Origin of the sequence: Pontimicrobium aquaticum (genome assembly GCF_005047595.1) — a bacterium.
Classification (GTDB): Bacteria; Bacteroidota; Bacteroidia; order Flavobacteriales; family Flavobacteriaceae; genus Pontimicrobium; species Pontimicrobium aquaticum.
In genome coordinates, this window is sequence record NZ_SUPL01000001.1 from 380,973 (window position 1) to 399,420 (window position 18,448).

The 18,448-nt window shown below is 32.5% G+C and carries 16 protein-coding genes and 1 pseudogene; 7 read left to right on the forward strand and 10 right to left on the reverse strand.

The features are described 5' to 3' along the window. Positions 1-88 precede the first annotated feature (88 nt). The 4 genes and pseudogenes from E5167_RS01770 (at position 89) to E5167_RS01785 (ending at position 3,544) form a co-directional block, all read left to right on the forward strand. Positions 89-988, forward strand: a complete 900-nt coding sequence (locus E5167_RS01770; RefSeq protein ID WP_136840420.1) for a TolB family protein — start codon at positions 89-91, stop codon at positions 986-988. A gap of 29 nt (positions 989-1,017) precedes the next feature. Next, entirely contained in the window at positions 1,018-2,673 is a 1,656-nt protein-coding gene (locus tag E5167_RS01775) for a DPP IV N-terminal domain-containing protein (protein WP_136840422.1), read from the forward strand. A gap of 87 nt (positions 2,674-2,760) precedes the next feature. Beyond that, a pseudogene (locus tag E5167_RS15590) lies at positions 2,761-2,867 on the forward strand (adenosylhomocysteinase); the annotation flags it as partial. 200 nt (positions 2,868-3,067) lie between these two features. Next, entirely contained in the window at positions 3,068-3,544 is a 477-nt protein-coding gene (locus tag E5167_RS01785) for a DUF1569 domain-containing protein (protein ID WP_136840424.1), read from the forward strand. Between the two features lie 193 nt (positions 3,545-3,737). On the opposite strand, the gene E5167_RS01790 is transcribed toward E5167_RS01785, so the two are convergent. From E5167_RS01790 to E5167_RS01820, 7 genes are all read right to left on the reverse strand, one after another. Beyond that, positions 3,738-5,546: a CocE/NonD family hydrolase gene (locus E5167_RS01790; protein ID WP_136840426.1), complete on the reverse strand. Its 1,809-nt coding sequence runs from the start codon at positions 5,544-5,546 to the stop codon at positions 3,738-3,740. A 53-nt stretch (positions 5,547-5,599) separates the two neighbouring features. Then, the gene (locus tag E5167_RS01795) at positions 5,600-6,229 is read right to left on the reverse strand and encodes a hypothetical protein (protein ID WP_136840428.1); all 630 of its coding nucleotides are present in this window, start codon (positions 6,227-6,229) and stop codon (positions 5,600-5,602) included. A 127-nt stretch (positions 6,230-6,356) separates the two neighbouring features. After that, the gene (locus E5167_RS01800; protein WP_136840430.1) at positions 6,357-7,079 is read right to left on the reverse strand and encodes a LytR/AlgR family response regulator transcription factor; all 723 of its coding nucleotides are present in this window, start codon (positions 7,077-7,079) and stop codon (positions 6,357-6,359) included. After that, complete coding sequence (locus E5167_RS01805) at positions 7,076-8,143, reverse strand: sensor histidine kinase (protein ID WP_136840433.1); 1,068 nt, start codon at positions 8,141-8,143, stop codon at positions 7,076-7,078. The genes E5167_RS01800 and E5167_RS01805 overlap by 4 nt, the downstream gene beginning before the upstream one ends. A gap of 162 nt (positions 8,144-8,305) precedes the next feature. Beyond that, positions 8,306-8,566: a 50S ribosomal protein L27 gene (rpmA, locus tag E5167_RS01810; protein WP_136840435.1), complete on the reverse strand. Its 261-nt coding sequence runs from the start codon at positions 8,564-8,566 to the stop codon at positions 8,306-8,308. Positions 8,567-8,592: 26 nt separating this feature from the next. Continuing rightward, positions 8,593-9,132 (reverse strand): 50S ribosomal protein L21, encoded by a 540-nt coding sequence (rplU, locus tag E5167_RS01815; RefSeq protein WP_136840437.1) that lies wholly within the window; start codon positions 9,130-9,132, stop codon positions 8,593-8,595. Between the two features lie 118 nt (positions 9,133-9,250). After that, positions 9,251-10,126, reverse strand: a complete 876-nt coding sequence (locus E5167_RS01820) for a DMT family transporter (protein WP_136840439.1) — start codon at positions 10,124-10,126, stop codon at positions 9,251-9,253. A gap of 87 nt (positions 10,127-10,213) precedes the next feature. Here E5167_RS01820 and E5167_RS01825 point away from each other — a divergent pair, with 87 nt between their 5' ends. Next, positions 10,214-10,723, forward strand: a complete 510-nt coding sequence (locus tag E5167_RS01825) for a heavy-metal-associated domain-containing protein (RefSeq protein WP_136840441.1) — start codon at positions 10,214-10,216, stop codon at positions 10,721-10,723. A gap of 53 nt (positions 10,724-10,776) precedes the next feature. Here the strand turns inward: E5167_RS01825 and E5167_RS01830 are convergent, their stop codons facing one another. Further along, complete coding sequence (locus tag E5167_RS01830; protein ID WP_136840443.1) at positions 10,777-12,069, reverse strand: aminopeptidase P family protein; 1,293 nt, start codon at positions 12,067-12,069, stop codon at positions 10,777-10,779. 170 nt (positions 12,070-12,239) lie between these two features. On the opposite strand from E5167_RS01830, the gene E5167_RS01835 reads away from it, so the two are divergent. After that, positions 12,240-13,691, forward strand: coding sequence for a M20/M25/M40 family metallo-hydrolase (locus tag E5167_RS01835; protein ID WP_136840445.1), 1,452 nt, complete (start codon positions 12,240-12,242; stop codon positions 13,689-13,691). Between the two features lie 11 nt (positions 13,692-13,702). On the opposite strand, the gene E5167_RS01840 is transcribed toward E5167_RS01835, so the two are convergent. Further along, positions 13,703-14,281 (reverse strand): peptidylprolyl isomerase, encoded by a 579-nt coding sequence (locus E5167_RS01840; protein WP_239021920.1) that lies wholly within the window; start codon positions 14,279-14,281, stop codon positions 13,703-13,705. A gap of 121 nt (positions 14,282-14,402) precedes the next feature. Between E5167_RS01840 and E5167_RS01845 the strand changes: the two genes are divergently transcribed. Beyond that, complete coding sequence (locus tag E5167_RS01845; protein ID WP_136840447.1) at positions 14,403-17,156, forward strand: VPS10 domain-containing protein; 2,754 nt, start codon at positions 14,403-14,405, stop codon at positions 17,154-17,156. An 87-nt stretch (positions 17,157-17,243) separates the two neighbouring features. On the opposite strand, the gene E5167_RS01850 is transcribed toward E5167_RS01845, so the two are convergent. After that, a complete protein-coding gene (locus tag E5167_RS01850) occupies positions 17,244-18,182 on the reverse strand; it encodes a sterol desaturase family protein (RefSeq protein WP_136840449.1) in 939 nt (312 codons plus the stop codon). Positions 18,183-18,448: the final 266 nt, after the last annotated feature.

Consider the following 18,448-nt stretch of genomic DNA (forward strand, 5'->3'; position numbering starts at 1 on the left):
AATAGGTTATTGTTACCTAAAAGATCTTCATTTTAACGTCTATTTAACAAGTCCTAAAATAGTTTTGAGCAAATTCAAACTATAAATAATGAAGACACTAGTTTCTTTTTTCTTTTTATTGATACTTTCTAACCCCCTGTCAGTAAAAAATAATTTACATCTACAAAAAAACAAGTACATTTATTTCTCATCTAATTTAAATTCGAGAGGCAGAGATATTGTTAGAATTAGTGCAGATGGAAGTGGCCCAAGAGTAAAGCTAACTTCAAATAATGGTAGAGGGCATTATCCACATCACAATGGACCTAAATTATCTCCTGATGGGACAAAAATTGCATACCATAGTGATACAGATGGGCATGATAATTATTCTATCTGGGTGATGAATATCGACGGAAGCAATAAAAGAAGACTTACAAAAGAAGAAGGATTGTATTCAAATTGGAGCGCAGATGGGAAAAGCATCATTTTTAGCGGTAGAAGAAATGGTACTTGGGAAATCCTAATGGTTCCTGCTATTGGAGGAAAAGAAATAAACTTAACACAAAACTATAAAAAGAAGAAACGACCAAGTTGGGGAGCTACAAGTACTTCTCATCCAGATGGAAAATCAATTATCTATTCTTATATAAGAGAAAAAGTTTTATACTCAATGAATCTCCAAACTAAAGAGATTAAACAAATATCTCCTAATGGAGAAAGTTATACTAATCCCTCATTTTCAAAAGATGGCAAGAGAATAGCTGTAAACAGAAAAATAGATAAAAGCTACGATATGATTACGATGTCTCCTAACGGAAATAGTATTAGTCTCATTGTCAAAAATGTTATTTCATACTCTGCTCCTTCTTGGTCAGATTCAGGAAGAGAAATTTTATTTGTGGGGTCGGCGAAAGGAAATCAAGAATTGTTCAAAATCAGTTTAGATACAAAAAAGGAAATTCAATTGACAAATAATTCCAATTTTGATGCTTTTCCCACTTGGTAACTAAAATCAATTTAAAAAACGAATATATTATGAGAAACTTCTTAGCATTATTAGTAATTACTTCAATAAACTTCAGCAAAATTTTTGCGCAAGCACCTTCAGATTTTGCACCATCAATTTCCCCTAATGATAAATTTATTACATTCTATTCCTATCGTCATGGAAATGCAGAAATTTTCAAAATGGCATCGGATGGGTCTAAACAAACTCGCTTAACTTTTAATCAAAAATCTCACGATTTTGAACCTGTATGGTCTCCAAAAGGAAATGCAATAGCATATATATCAAGCCCGATTGACGATTTTAAGAATTCAGAAATTATGATAATGGATACGACTGGAAGGCAAATTAGTAATGTAACTAATTCCCCAGGAGCTGATTTTTCTCCATCATGGTCACCTGATGGTAAATCAATTGCTTTTTACTCAGAACGTGACGGAAATCCTGAAATTTATACACTTTCCTTAAAAGAAGGAAAAGCAACAAGAATTACCCATTCTTCCTCTCGGGATATTTACCCTTCATGGAGTCCAGACGGAAAAAAGATTGCTTTTGTTTCTAATAGAGACAATGAAAAGGAAGAGATTTATACATACGATATAGATACCAAAAAAATAAACCGAATTACAAATAATGATTTTAGTGAACTTGGACCGAAGTGGTCATCAAAAGGGGATAGGTTAATATTTGGAGCTAATTTAGATGGTGACATAGATGTATTCACTATTGATTTAAAAGGAAATAACATTAAAAATCTATCAAATAATTATGTTGATGATTGGTTTGCTATTTATTCAAATGATGACTCAAAGATTTTTTTTACATCAACACTTAATGGAGGTAATGATATTTATAGCCTTAACATATTAACAAAAGAGTTGAAAAACCTTACTAAAACCTCAACATTTAATGGGAGCCCATCTATAGGCAATGACAGATATATTTATTTTAACTCTAAAAGAGATAACAACTCTGAGATTTATAGAATAGATATTGATGGAAGAAATGAAATGAGAATTACTAATAGCCCAGAAGCCGAATTAGCTCCATTTGGTTTTAAGGAAAAAATCGTCTACGAAGAAAATAAAGACATTTATTTGTTAAACACGAAAACTAAAAAGAAAAGAAACCTGACAAAAAGTAAAGCTGAAGAGCATTCAGTGGTTTTTTCTCCTAACGGTAAATCAATACTCTTCATTTCAAATGAAAATGAATCTCATGATCATATTTATGTAATGGATTTAAAAACTCAGAGAAAGAAACAACTAACCACAGGAAATGCTCACAATGGTTATGCTTCCTGGTCTTCTGATGGCTCTAGAATTGTATTTCATAGTCAGATAGAAAAAACTACAGACGTTTGGATAATGAATAGCGATGGGTCAAATCAAAAAAAAATTACAGATGGTAAAGGATCCAACTATAACCCTACAATAGCTCCAGATAACAAAACCATTGTTTTTGTATCTAATCGTGATGGTAGAAGTTTAAGAGAATTGTATAAAATAAATATTAATAATCAGAAAATTGTACAGATTACAAAAAATCATGGAAGAAACAATAACCCTAGATGGGCCAATGATGGGAAAAAGATTGTTTTTGAATCAAATAAGGATGGAAATTATCATATTTACTCTATGGATCCTAATGGGAAAAATTTGAAACAACTTACTTTTTTAAAATAAATAATAAATCTTAAAATTTTTTTGTGATAAAAAAACCTGTCCAAATAAGAGGTTTTATATTTTTTTAGACTTAAATTTAATTCATATCACTTGGCTAAAATTGGTGTTGAGTTAACAGAACTTAAAAAAGATCAAGCAGATTATATTGGTTTAAAGTTGAAGGGTCTTATAAACCTGAATATTATAGATACTAAAAAAAGACCGCTAGCACTTCTAGAGTATAGATCGCTTCGCTTTTAGGTATTAAAAAAACCCCAAACACTTATGTTTGGGGTTTTTTATTTAATCTATCGTAAAATGTCACTTCAAGTGATTCCGAAGTATGAGGAATTGTATCGAGAACTGACATTAATCATATTGCTTTATTCAATCTTATTTTTTAGTAGCTTAGAGCATGTTAAAAAGACAACCAAAAACTCTTATTCCATTAATTCAAGAATTAGAACGCTATGTCGCTGTTAAAGACAAAAGAAATGCCAAGGTTTCTACATCTGATGTGGCTTGGCAAATAGACCATTCATTAAAAGTTATTAATTTGGTCTGCGACACTTTATTAAAATCTAACCCAGAGGATTATAAAAGAAACTTCAATACATGGCGACTATTATTGTTCACTATTGGTTATTTTCCAAGAGGAAAGGTAAAAGCCCCAAAGTTTGTTAGACCTCCTGAAATTATTTCTATTGAAGATTTGAATGTACAAATTCAAACAGCTTATCAAAATATTGAAAAGCTAAAATCTGCTGATAAACATGCACATTTTAAGCATTTTGTTTTTGGTGTGTTACATAAAAAAAGAACCATTCGCTTTTTGCAACTACATACAAATCATCATTTAAAAATAATTAGAGATATATTAAATTCTAATTAAAGTAGTAAGCCCTAAATACTATAATTTTAGTCACTTCGAGTGGTTCTGAAGCATGAAGAATTGTATCGAGAAGTATTTGTAAAAAGTTCTCGATATAAAATTCTTTCTCAAGAATTTTACTCGAACTGACGAACAACAAAAACCCCTTTCTGAAAACTGAAAGGGGTCTTAATATCAATATTAATGTTAATCTTTATTTTTTTATTGGAAATTTAATGAAACTATCGTTATACCATTTTACAATTAATGGCTCTTTTGCATCAGCAATGGTTTCATCGCTCACATCTTTTCCTGTACCATAATTTAATTGCTCATAAGCATGTTTATTAACATTTAACACTATTACCAAACGACTTCCTTTTCTCAATTTCTTACTGGTCATTCTAACATTGGTAAACGGAAAAGAGGTAATTTCATTAGGTTTCAATAAGTGTCTTGTTTCAATATTTTTAGCATGACTTGCTCTCCCCACATATCGCAATGTTAATTTAAAATATTTTCCCTCGGGTGTCTGTTCATATAACAACATAGAACAATCCATATCTTTTTTATTGATGGCTATTTTCAATTCTCCAAAAAATGATCCATTAAGCTCTACATCTTCTTCGAATGCAGGTGTAATAAACGAAAAACCGTTTCCAACAGTAAGTGTTTCATTAATTGTGAATGGTGTAAAATAATTGTGCTGCGCTTCTGGTGCCCTATCCGAAAAGTCAACTTCTTGCTCTAAATACTCTAAAACTTCTGGTTTTCCCTCCGTAAACGAAAAATGTTGATTGCTCCCATTATTACCTGAGTCGAACGTGGACTTAAAAACTACTCCAGATGGTTTATTATTGAAATAGTATTTCAATGTGTGATTACTCATATTATTAATAGAGGACGCATGTCCCCAAGTATTAGCACTCATAATCTGGTAATTAATCTTATCCTTTAGCAACTCAGGCTTTGGAGCTTCTTTAAAAATATAATCAAACCAATCAAAAATTAAATTTGTGATGTTAATCTGTGCGACTTCATCAATAGCATAACCCCCCACTTCTTTGTCTGGAATACTCTGTGAACCAAAATGGGTATAAGGACCGATTACTAGATAGTTCTCTGCGTTTTTATTATATTTATAATGTTCTTTTAAATAATGCATAGCACCAATCTGCCCACCATCGTAATACCCCGTTGTTGTTAATACCGGAATATCTATTTGAGCAAAATCCTCCTTGTATGGCATCATGTTTTGCCAATAAGCATCATATGTGGGATGATCTAGCCATTTTCTAAAAATGGGATTGTCTAAACCGTCCAGACTATCCATCGATCGATACGCTGTTCCTTTTTCATATTGTTCCTGATATAAGTTCCCCCACCTTTTACCATCATTGTACAATTCGTTATTTAAATATTTGTTTGTGGATACATAATGAGGCCAAGGGTAAAAAAAATGTGGGATAACCCCGTTTTCCATGGGCTCTGCAATCCCTGGAGCCGCAGTTGCTGAGGGGACAATTGTTTTTAAGGCAGGATGTAGTTTTTTTGCTGCTGCCCATTGCACAAAGCCTACATAACTGCCACCATACATGCCTACTTCCCCATTATTCCAGGATTGTTTACTAATCCAATCAATAACATCATAAACATCGTTAGATTCATGTTCATAAGGTATAATTTCATCTGGACTCAACCCCTTCCCTCTTGTGTAAGAAACCACCCCAACATATCCATTATTAGCAGCTTTTATCGCTCTATTAATATCCGTTTTTCGAGTATAAACGGTATGAAATAAAATAGCCGTTTGCGGTGTTTTTATATTTTTATCTCTAACTATGATTGTAGCTATTTTGGCTCCGTCTCTTGTGGTTATTAATACAGAATCCTGAACCAAATATTGCTTTCCTTCTTTTTCAACTGTTCTTGGTTTTTGAAATGACTCTGTTGTTTGGCAAGAACCAATAGATGTTATCGTTAACATCAAAAATCCCATAATGTAAATTGGTATTGTTTTCATAATATAGTTCCTTTTTAATTGATTGATGTATTCTTATAAATTGTATAATGCCCTTAATTCTTATTAGGGTTTGAATACTTAATTAATTCGCTTGAATACAAAAAACCATTTCCACTATCTTGTGTGTGCTTTAAATAATCTTTTAAATCTGGACAATACCACCAAAAATCAACCATTTCCCCTTTTCCTCCAGTTGCAAAATTTTCTATTACTCCGTCGTACTTTATTTTATAAGCCCAAAATTCACCAGCCTTTACAGTTATTTTCTCAAATGAAACAACTTCAACATCACGATTATATCTTCCTTTCTCTCCTGATTCATTTTCCCAATTTTCTATGTGTTTCCACTTTTTACCTAGCTTCAATGGCCAATCACGAAAAGGATTTTTACTTTGCTTTCTGTTTACAATTTCAGTTATTTTAACAGTGTCTTTAAGGTGGACGTAATGAAAGCCTAAATCGCCTTTATAGTTTACTACTTCTTTAACATCTACTCCCTCTCCAAGTACTTCACCTTCAACGGAACGTTGCCATTTCCAAGTCCATTTTTCTCCAACAGTAAAATCATTTAATGTTGGTTTATTTGTTTCTAACAATGTGTTTTCACCACAAGAAAACAGTAGTGAAATTACAGCTACGTATAAAAATTTAAGTATGTAATGCATTATTTTAGTCTGTTTCATAATATGATTTTATTATTTGACTCTATTTATGATACAAAGCAATGAAGTTTTTAAATAAATAAAAAGAGAAAGTACAGGAGCGTAAATAAACAGAAATGAGCGTAAAATACTTTGTACAATTATTCTCTTACAGGCTATTCCAATTTTTAAACCTTACGGATTGTCTACTTGACACCTCTATCGTTTCACCCGTAGTTAGTGTAATATGAAGTCTATTATTAAAATGTGGATGAATTTCTTTTATGTAGTGTATGTTGATTATCTGACTTCTATTGGCTCTAAAAAAAACAGTTGCATCCAACTTCTCCTCTAGTAGGTTTAACGATCTCTTTATCATTGCCTTATTTTTGCCAAAATATAATCTGGCATAATTATCCAAAGACTCTATAAATCGAATATCGCTTAAAGGAATAAAATAACATTGCTCGCCATCTTTGATGAATATTTTTTTATTCATCTCATAAGGTTCTTGTCTTATCTCTTCTTTTTTCGATAGTTCCAATTTTACCTTCTCCATGGTACTTGCAAAGCGCTCATCCCGTAAGGGTTTTACAATATAATCTAAGGCATTCACTTCAAAAGCTTGAACTGCATATTGATTATAGGCCGTAGTAAATACCACTTCTGGTACAGTTGTTAGCTCTTCCAGCAAATCGAACCCTGATTTTTCAGGCATATGAATATCTAAGAAGATAAGATCTGGTTTTTCTTCTGCTATTAGAGCAATTGCAGCATCCACATTATTTGCTTCACCAACAATTACAAATTCAGGATAGGGCAAAAGCGCTCTTTTAACCTCCTCACGTGCCAATCGTTCATCATCAATTATTATGGTTTTATATGTGCTCATTCTGTTACAATTGGAATTAATAAAGTTGCAACTATTTTTTTTCCTGATGCTTCGCTTATTTTTATACTTGCTTTTCCCTTATATTGTATTTCTAATCTCTTTTTTAAATTACTTAACCCCAACCCATTTTTCTTTTCATAATTAAGCTTTCCAGGATTTTTTACTATAATTTCAATAAAATTAACGGTTTCTTTAATTGAAATTTCAACCAACCCTCCTTCAACATATTTATCAACACCATGTTTTATAGCATTCTCAACTAAAAGTTGAATACTTAAAGTCGGGATCATAAAATTTTCTAAAGATTCATCAATATCAAATATTACATTTAATCGCTCTTCAAATCTCATTTTTTCAAGTTCTATATAATCCTTAACTAAAAGTAATTCTTCTTTAATAGGAAGTAGATCTCGATCTTTTTCATAAAGTGATGAGCGTAATAGATCCGACAACAAATCCACAGCTCTTCTAGCAGTTTTAGGATTTTCCATGACCAACGATTTAATAGAGTTCAAGGAATTAAATAAAAAATGTGGGTTTAATTGCGCCGATAAATTATCTAATTGTGCTTGTTTTGCAATAATTGAAAGCTGAGCATTCGCTTTTGCAGTATGTATTTCTTTTTTATAAAAATGATATAAGTGATACGCAAGCACCCAAATAGAAATTTGTCTTAACCCAGTCAATAAAACAGGATTCCACACTAAAACATTCTCTAAGAACACATCCCGATTAAATACCATATATACAAAAAAAGAAGTCTTTAGCATCATTATTTGCATAAATGCAACGGACAATAAAAGCACAAGAGGGATTGCCTTAATTAATAACTTTTTTATATTTAATTCGTTCCATTTTCCTCTCAATGCATAGTAACGATATAAATGTGTAAGACCAATACAAATAGCTACATCTAAAACATAATTTATTAATGCATGAAAAACATTAAATTGATCTCTTACTAAAGCAATATAAAGCCATAACAACGATACAACACCCCAACCTATAAGTTGGCATTTCCAGTAAAGCGATATTGAAATCAATTTTTTAATTTTTCCAAGCATAGTACAAAAAAAAGTATCCCAATTCAGTAAATAAAGAAAAAGTACATAAGTGCAGATATTTGGCATTAAGTGTAAAAATATAGGTTTTACACCATACTCAAAAAACAAAAGCCCTTTCTGAAAACAGAAAGGGCTTTAAATATTTTAAAAAGAAACTATGTTTTAAGCCTCAAAAGGCTCTATAGAAACATACGACTTATTATCTTTCTTTTTCTCAAATTTTACTATGCCATCAACTTTAGCATGTAATGTATGATCTTTTCCAGCGTAAACATTTTCACCTGGATTATGTGCAGTACCTCTTTGTCTTACAATGATGTTTCCTGCAACAGCAGCTTGACCACCAAAAATCTTAACACCCAATCGTTTCGATTCTGATTCTCTACCGTTTTTCGAACTTCCGACTCCTTTTTTATGTGCCATTTTATTTCGATTTTAGTTTTTAAAAATTAACTTAAAGCAGCTATTAAATCGGCTTTCTTCATAGAAGAAATTCCAGAAACTCCTTTTGCCTTAGCCATCTCTTTTAATTCAGCAACGGTCATTTTGCTTAAATCTTGAGTAGCTTCTTCTTTTTTAGCTGGCTTTGCTTCTGCTTTTGGAGCAGCAGCTTTTGGTTCAGCTTTTTTAGTTTCTTTCTTTGGAGCAGTTTTTTCAGCTTTAGCTGGTTTTGCTCCTGAAGCAACAATCCCTTCAATTTGAATTTCAGTTAAAGATTGTCTGTGTCCATTTTTAACACGGTAACCTTTACGTCTTTTCTTTTTGAAAACTATTACTTTATCACCTTTAAGGTGCTTTAAGACTTTTGCACTTACTTGTGCTCCGCCTATAGCTGGGGCGCCTACAGTTACATTGTCACCATCTGCCACTAAAAGAACGTTATCGAAAGCTACTTTCTTTCCTTCTTCAGTTTGTAAACGGTGAACAAACACTTTTTGGTCTTTTTCAACTTTAAATTGTTGCCCTGCTATCTCTACAATTGCGTACATAGCGTAACGTTTAAATATTTATTAATTAAAATTTTTATTCAAAAATGAGTGCAAATATAAGCCTATTTACTTAATCTACAAACGTTTTAAAGTATTTAATAGGTTTAATTTAGAGTATCTAATTGCGTTTATTAGCAAGATAAATACCTAAAAGAATTAAAATAGTTGCTAAACCCTGCAAAACACTAAAGCTTTCACCATCTAAAATTCCCCACATTAGTGCAATTAATGGCATAGAATAGGTTACTGATGATGCAAAAACAGGTGTTGCCATTTGCACTAATTTATTAAAAAGTACTTTTGCTAAAGCAGTTCCGAAAGCCGAAAGAATAACAATATAGAGCATTGACATAGCAAAATCATGATTACTAAAATCTACCTTGTCTAAAAAATTGGTTGATAACAACACTATAATGGCTGGAATGATAATAGTTACAAAATTTCCAACTGCTATGCTTATAGCTTTAACGTCTTGTAGATGTTTTTTTATGATATTGACATTAATACCATACATAATTGAGGAAAGAACAACTAACCCTGCATATAAATAGTTTTGTTGAGGGTTTAATTCAGCACCTTTTAATATTAATAATGCTGTACCAACAAAGCCAATAATAACACCCAATATTTGTCTTTTTGTTGAAGCTATTTTAAATATTGCAAAGCCCAACAAAATGGTATTTAATGGTGTAAGTGAGTTTAATATGGATGCGACTGAACTATCTATTTCAGTCTCTGCAAAAGCAAATAAAAATACTGGAAAAAAGGTCCCTAAAAGCCCTGAAATAGCCAGCCATTTCCATTGAGCTTTGGTAATATCTTTTATTGTATAGAAGCCAAAAATAAAGATAAAACAAGCAGAAATAATAATTCTTAAAGCACCTAGTTGTAGTGGTGTTAAGCCAATTAAACTCTTTTTAATAAGAATAAATGAGCTTCCCCAAATAAGAGATAAAATAGCTAGATATATCCATTTTTTATTTCCTAAATGCATGTACTATATCTTCTTTACAAATAAATTTAGAATGCAAATAACAGTATTTATTACTAATTTTGTAAACAACTCTAATATTTAAAACCTATGAAGACATTAAAAAACACATTAGTACTTGTTATGGCAATAGCACTAATGACATCTTGTAAAAATAAAACCACTCCTGAAGTTAAAACGGTAAAAACAGAAGTTGCTATTAATACAGAAAATGTTTTAAACCCTGATGCTACTTTTATAAAATCAGAATTTACAATTGATGGTATGACTTGCGAAATGGGTTGTGCTAAACTTATCGAAAAAAACATTAGCAAAATGAATGGTGTAAAATCTGTTAAAGTAGATTTTAATAAAAAACTTGCTATGGTTGAATATGATGAATCCATGGTTAATCATTCTTCATTAGAAGCAACAGTAACCAATTCTGACGAGACTTATAAAGTCAGCAACATGAAAATTGTTAATTCATTTTCTAACGAAGACAAAGAAGTCAAAGAATGTGGAATGGGGTGTTGTAAAGGAAAAACCGAAGCTGAAAAAAAGGAAATTAAAGAAAATTGCAATAAGGCTTGCTGCGCTGATGAGAAAGCAAAAGCATAATTTTAAAAAATTACCCAAACAAAAAAAAGCCACTTTAAAGCGGCTTTTTTTGTTTATTTATTCATCAAATCCTCAATTTCATCGGCTTCAATTGGGATGTTTTTCATTAAGTTTATCGGTTCACCTGCTTCTTGAATCACTACATCATCTTCCAATCTAATTCCCATACTTTCCTCTTGAATATAAATTCCAGGTTCCACAGTAAACACCATATTTGCTTTCATTGGTGTTTTTAATTCACCATAATCATGTGTGTCTAATCCTATATGATGTGATGTTCCATGCATAAAGTATTTTTTATAAGCAGGCCATTTAGGGTCTTCGTTTTGTACATCGACTTTATCTAACAATCCTAAGCCTAATAATTCTGAGGTCATTATTTTACCTACCTCAACATGATAATCCGCCCAAATTGTTCCAGGAACCAACATTTTAGTTGCTTCATCTTTTACACGGTTTACAGCATTATACACAGCTCTTTGTCTGTCTGTAAATCTCCCATTAACAGGGATCGTTCTTGTCATATCACTAGAATAGTTGGCGTATTCTGCACCAACATCCATGAGCAACATATCGCCATCTTTACAGACTTGGTTGTTTTCAATATAATGTAATACGCAAGCATTAAAACCAGAGCCTATAATTGGTGTGTAAGCAAAACCTTTAGACCTATTTCTAAGAAATTCATGCATATATTCGGCTTCAATTTCATATTCCATAACACCTGGTTTTATAAACTCCAGCACGCGTCTAAATCCTTTTTCAGTAATGTTACATGCTGTTTGCAATAACGCTATTTCTTCTGACTCTTTCACGCCACGAATGTTTTGCATTATTGTAAAACTCTTTGCCCAGTTATGAGCTGGAAACTTATCTTTTACACCTTTAATAAAACGCGCTTCACGAGACTCTAACTCTACTGCTTGACGGTAATGTTCATTGGTATTAAAATAAACGGTTTCAGCTTCAGTCATTAAATCAAAAAATACTTTATCAAAATCGCTTAACCAATACACCGTTTCTATGCCAGATGTTTTTGTAGCTTGCTCTTTTGTAAGTTTTGCACCTTCCCAAATAGCAATGTGGTCATTGGTTTCTCTTACAAATAACACTTCACGATGTGCTTTATTGATCGCATCCGGAAACAACAACAAAATACTTTCTTCTTGATCCACACCACTTAAATAAAAAATATCGCTCTGCTGTTCAAAAGGCATGGTACTATCTGCTCCTGTTGTAAACACATCATTGGAATTAAAAACCGCAATAGCTTTTGGTTTCATTTGAGCTATAAATTTTGCTCTATTCTTTATAAAAAGCCTGTTGGATATTGGATGGTATTTCATGTATGTTTTGTTTATAAGTTTTCAATGAAAAACAAATGTAACCATTACTTTATAGAAATAAAAAACATCCTTATACAAGTGTTATTTTAATTAAATGCTTGGTCGTTATTATTGATTTAAGTAATTTCAACTTTCTTTTTAACCAACCAAAAAACAAACACTATTCAAAAATGAAAAAATTAAGTATTCTTTTAACAATCGCTTTCATCGCATTTTCGTGTACTAAAGAAGATAAAAAGTTAAGCAATGCTGAGTTATTTGCTAAAATAGACACAGAAATCAAAGCTAATTCACAAGCCTATAACGATTTAAAGGTTTCATCTGAAACAATTGGTCATCGACTCACAGGCTCTGAAAATGGTGCTAAAGCGGAAACATTTACCTACAACAAATTTAAAGAATATGGTTTTGATGACGTGGTTTATCAACCTTTTGAAGTTGAAGCTTGGTCACGCGGAGATGTATCTTTACAAATTGATGGAAACGACACAAAGGTTGTTACCTTAGGGCACTCACCTGTTGAAGCCAGTGTTAGCGGAACTATTGTAGATATGGGAAATGGGCTTGAAGCAGATTATGCTGCAAATCCAGACGCTGTAAAAGGTAAAATTGCTCTAGTCTATATTGGAATCCTTCCCGGAAGTGAAGAAGGTTTAACGAACCTACATAGAAGTGAGAAATCCGCTATCGCTATTAAATATGGAGCTATTGGTATCATTATTATCAATCAAGTTGATAATGGTGTATTACTTACTGGAACTGCTTCGGTAACTGGTGCTTTATTACCAATTCCTGCAGTTTGTATTGCAAAGAAAGATGGAATGGCATTAAAAGAGAAATTAAAAACATCTTCTTCTACTGCTACTATTAATATGACTAACAATAGTAACATGATTAAAGCAAGAAATGTTATTGCTACAATTAAAGGAAGTGAACTTCCTGATGAAGAAATTGTTATTGGAGGTCACTTAGATTCTTGGGATTTAGCTACTGGTGCAATAGATAATGGAATAGGCTCATTTGCAGTTATAGATATTGCTCGTGCTTTTAAAGCAAATAACTTAAACCCAAAACGCACCGTGAAATTTGTAATGTTTATGGGTGAAGAACAAGGTTTATTTGGTTCAAGACACATGGTTGCCGAAGCTGTTAAAGATGGTAGCATCGACAACATAAAATATATGATAAACCTTGACATGGCTGGAAATCCTGTTGGAATGAACGCAGGCGGACAATTAAACAATGAGAATTTCTTTAAAGAACTAGGAGCAACTATCCAGCAGCAAGATAGCATCTTTAAAAATACGTTTTCTAACAGATCTGGACTGCATAGCGATCACCAACCATTTATGTTAGAAGGAATTCCAATTCTTTCTCTACATAGTAATTTAGATCGTTCTATTTACGGGTGCTACCATTCTGATTGTGATAGCTTTGATTTAGTAAACGAAGAACATATTACCAATACCGCTCGTTTTGGAACCATGATTCTATATGGTTTAGCTAATGCCGAAACACTTCCTGCTACAAAAATGGATAGTGAAACCACAAAGGAATTTATGATTAAAAATAACCTAAAAGAAAAACTAATTATTGGTGGTGATTGGAAATGGCAGGAATAACGATTTTTTAATTATTCCTGAAATTCTGGATACAAGGTTTTAAGTTCTGTTTCAGATATTGAAATCATATTTACATCTAACGTAATTTTAGAAAGAGGCTCGTCAATCGAGTCTCTTTCTACATTAACAATAGTGTCAACCACATCCATGCCTTTAATCACTTTTCCAAAAACCGTATAATCACCATCCAAACGATGTAATCCATCTTTATTATGAACAATATAAAATTGGCAACGCGCAGATAATTTCTCCGGATTTCCATCACGTCCAGCTCCCAAAGCTCCATAGGTGTGTGTTAACGAATCAACAAACTCTGGTTCTAGTAAGTATTCAGGGTCGTTAAATCCTTCAGGTGTATCTGGGCAACCTCCTTGGGCAACAAAATTTGGTATCACTCTGTTAAAAGATAAACTGTCCCAATAGCCTTTGTTTGCCAACTCAATAAAACTAGCTTTATGATTTGGCGTTTCATCATACAACCAAAGTAATATCTCACCCTTTGGTGTATTTATTTGACCTATATCATGCATCTTTTCAGTGTTGCACGATATCATTAAAAGCGTAATAAATAGAGTTGCAATTTTTTTCATAACGACTAGTTTAAGTTTAAAATTAGCAAATAAATGTTAAAAAATGTTTTTTAATAAGTAGCATTTGACCGTTTATGAAGTTTTAAGTATTTTCATCACTTCTTAAAACAACCAACCAAAAATGAAAAATTTCAAACTATTTCTACTTCTAAATCTTGCATTTATATTTAGTATCAATGCTCAAGAATCCATTGTGAAAAATGTGCCTTTCACCAATATTGGCCCAACAATTATGAGTGGTCGTATTGTTGACTTTGATGTGAACCCAAATAACCCAATAGAATTCTATGCAGCTTATGCTTCAGGTGGTTTGTGGTACACAAATAATAATGGTACTTCGTTTACTCCTGTTGCCGACAATGCTCCTACACAAAATATGGGTGATATAGCTGTAGATTGGAACAGTGGCACCATTTGGATTGGAACTGGTGAAAGTAACTCGTCTCGTTCATCTTATTCAGGAATTGGAATCTTAAAAAGCACTGATAAAGGTAAAACATGGACTAATGTTGGCTTAGAAAATTCACAACATATTGGCAGAATAGTTATCAACCCAAATAATCCTGATGATGTAACTGTTGCAGCTGTTGGAAACTTATATACTTCAAGCTCAGAAAGAGGGATTTATAAAACTACCGATGGTGGAAAAACTTGGAAAAATGTATTGTTTATAAATAACGGTACAGGAGCAATCGATTTAAGTGTCTCTCCAACAAACCCTAACGTGATGTTCGCTGCAATGTGGGAACGCGAAAGAAAAGCATGGGATTTTGATGGTGATGGAGAAAATTCAGGCATTTATAAAAGTACTGATGGTGGACATACATGGACTAACATGACACCAGAAGGCAGTGGTTTTCCAACAGGAACTGGTGTTGGCCGTATTGGTGTATCAGTGTTTAATGACAATGTTGTGTATGCACTTTTAGACAATCAATTTAGACGTCCTCCTGGAAAGACAAGAACATCTCAAGGATTACAAAAAGATGATTTTAAAACTATGAGTAACGCCGATTTTTTAAGCTTAGATAACAAAAGTTTAAATGGCTATTTACGCAATAACCGTTTCCCTAGAAAATATACTGCCGAAAGTGTAAAAGCATCTGTTAAAGATGGAAAAGTAAAACCAAGTGATTTAGCTCTATATCTTGAAAATGCTAACGCAGCTTTATTCAACTCACCAGTCATTGGTGCCGAAGTGTATAAATCTACCAATGGTGGAAAAACCTGGAAAAAGACCCACGATGATTACTTAGATGGCGTATATAGTTCGTATGGATATTATTTTGGTGTAATTGCTGTAAACCCTTCTAACGAAAGTAAAGTTTATATTTTAGGTGTACCATTGCTAAAATCGGATGATGGTGGAAAAACGTTTTCACGTATTGGAAAAGAAAATGTACATAGTGACCATCAAGCTATATGGTTAAATCCAAAAAAAGAAGGACATATTATTAACGGAAATGATGGTGGTGTTAATATTACTTATGATGATGGCGAAAACTGGACAAAAAACAACTCTACATCTGTAGGTCAATTCTATTATATAAATGTTGACAATCAAAAACCATACAATGTATATGGTGGTTTGCAAGATAATGGCGTATGGTTTGGACCAAGTACTTATAGAGCTTCCAAAAGTTGGGAAGGAGGAGGTAGATACCCTTACCGAAGAATTGGAGGTGGAGACGGTATGCAAGTACAAATAGATAGCCGCAACAATAACATCGTATATTCTGGATCTCAATTTGGGTTTTATTCAAGACAAAATCTAGAAACTGGAGAACGTATTAGCATCAATCCTAAGCACGAATTAGGAGATTCTCCTTACAGGTATAATTGGCAAACGCCTATTTTATTATCGCCTCACAATCAAGATATTTTGTACATGGGTTCTAATAAGTTACTACGTTCTTTAGACCAAGGTGAAACATTTGAAGTGATTTCAGATGATTTAACCACAGGTGGTAAAAAAGGAAATGTCCCTTACGGAACACTTACAGCAATTTCTGAAAGTCCTTTTAAATTTGGAATGATTTACACAGGAAGTGACGATGGTTACATTAACTTAACTACTAATGGTGGTGGTTCTTGGACTAGAGTATCTGATAATTTACCTCAAGGACTTTGGGTGTCCAGAGTTATTGCGTCTCAACATAAAAAAGAACGTGTATATGCAACACTTAATGGTTATAGAAATGACGACTTTAAAGTATATGCTTATGTAAGTGAAGATATGGGAAAAACGTGGAAATCTATTACTAACGGTATTTCTGATGCACCTGTAAATGTCATTAAAGAAGACACTAAAGACGAAAATATTTTATACTTAGGAACAGATAATGGTGTGTATGCATCGTTTGATAGAGGCAATAATTGGCACGAATTTTCAAATGGTTTAACAAAAGCTGCAGTGCACGATTTAGTGGTGCATCCAGAAGCAAATGATTTAGTAGTTGGTACACATGGACGCTCTATTTACAAAGCAAATATTTCAGACTTACAAAAATACAGTACTATTGGTACAAAGGCCATTACTGTTTTTAAACCATCTCCTGTACAAATGCCTAGGTTTAGAGGAAGATCGTTTGAACCTTCAGCAACCATATCATTTTATTCTAGCGCCAAAGCCACTCAAGGCATTAATATTTTGTCTGAAGGAGGTGCTTTATTAAACTCCATTAAAGTGAAAGCTGACAAAGGGTTTAACTATGCTAAATACGATTTAACGATATCAAGCGGCGGAAGAAAAGATTTAATGAAAGAAAACAGTAAGTTAAACATTCCAAAAGCTCAAAACGGTAAATACTATTTACCAAAAGGCACTTATACTATAGAAATTGGTAGCCAAAAAACGATTTTAGAAATAAAGTGAAAAATTTAAAACACAAAAAAACTCCATGATGATTGTCATGGAGTTTTTTATGTTTTATTAATAGTATAACAAGGCTAATTTGGTCTCTCAAAAGCTATCATTTTGAGATTTTTGTTTTTTAAATAAACGTTGTTGCTGTTTTACGGTCATAGTACTATTATCGTGACTCCATCCTGGAGGCCCAAATACATACATTAACTTGTGTGCTAATTTTGGGGATTTTTTGGTATCGTTCCAAATGTCTTTAAATTCATGAGTTAGTATCACTAATGGGTTGTAAGACTCAGGTGCATGAATCACACCGTATTGTATATCAATATCATCATCCAATTCTTTCCAAGTGCCAAATAGCTTGTCGAAAATATTAAGAAAACCTCCATGGTTTTTATCTAAATACTCCACATTTTGAGCATGGTGGACTTGGTGCATTGTGTGAGTGTTAAATATTTTTTCAATAACACCCATTTTAGGAACATATACTGAATGTAGCTGAAACTGCCAAAGCGCTTCAATACCTAAACAAACTACAACCATTTCTGGAGGAAAACCAATAGCAGGCATCCACATATAAAAAAGTGGTTTATATAAAATCGTAAACCATCCGTTTCTAATGGCTGTTCCTAGATTAAAATTGTTTGAAGAGTGATGTACAATATGTGCAGCCCATAAAATACGTATTTCATGATTTGCTCTATGAAACCAATAATAAGAAAAATCATCTGCTAACTGACAAAGTATCCAAACATACCAAAAATAGCCAAACGACTCATATCCCAAAATATTGGTACGTACACCATTTTCCACGACGTTAAACAAATCGTAAGTAAAATTAAAGATAACAATTGCCGAAATAATTTTAATTAGTGGTGCAATAACAACCGAACCTATTCCCATTATACCACTAGCCATAAGATCTTTCCAGTCATAAAGATTTTTATCTCCATGAGCTTTACTGTAGGTTAATTCTAATAAAATAAAAGCGATAAAACTAGGTACTCCATAAACCAAGGGGTTGGTAAAATCCATAAATATTTTAAAATTTTGATAAAGGTACTAATATTGAAAACGAAAAATGTAACATCTATGTTTTAACTATTACGAAGATTTTAAAATCTCTAATAAAACGTCTTTTTTAACAATGCTTGACACTTCTTTTACACTTTTTTAACACTACTTGCTTAAAATCAATTTAGCTTTACTCCTTTTTACAAATTCCTTTTAAAAAGTTGTTGTTCTTTTTGGAACAATATTTGTGAGATAAAAAGACTAATAAACTAACTAAACCATCAATC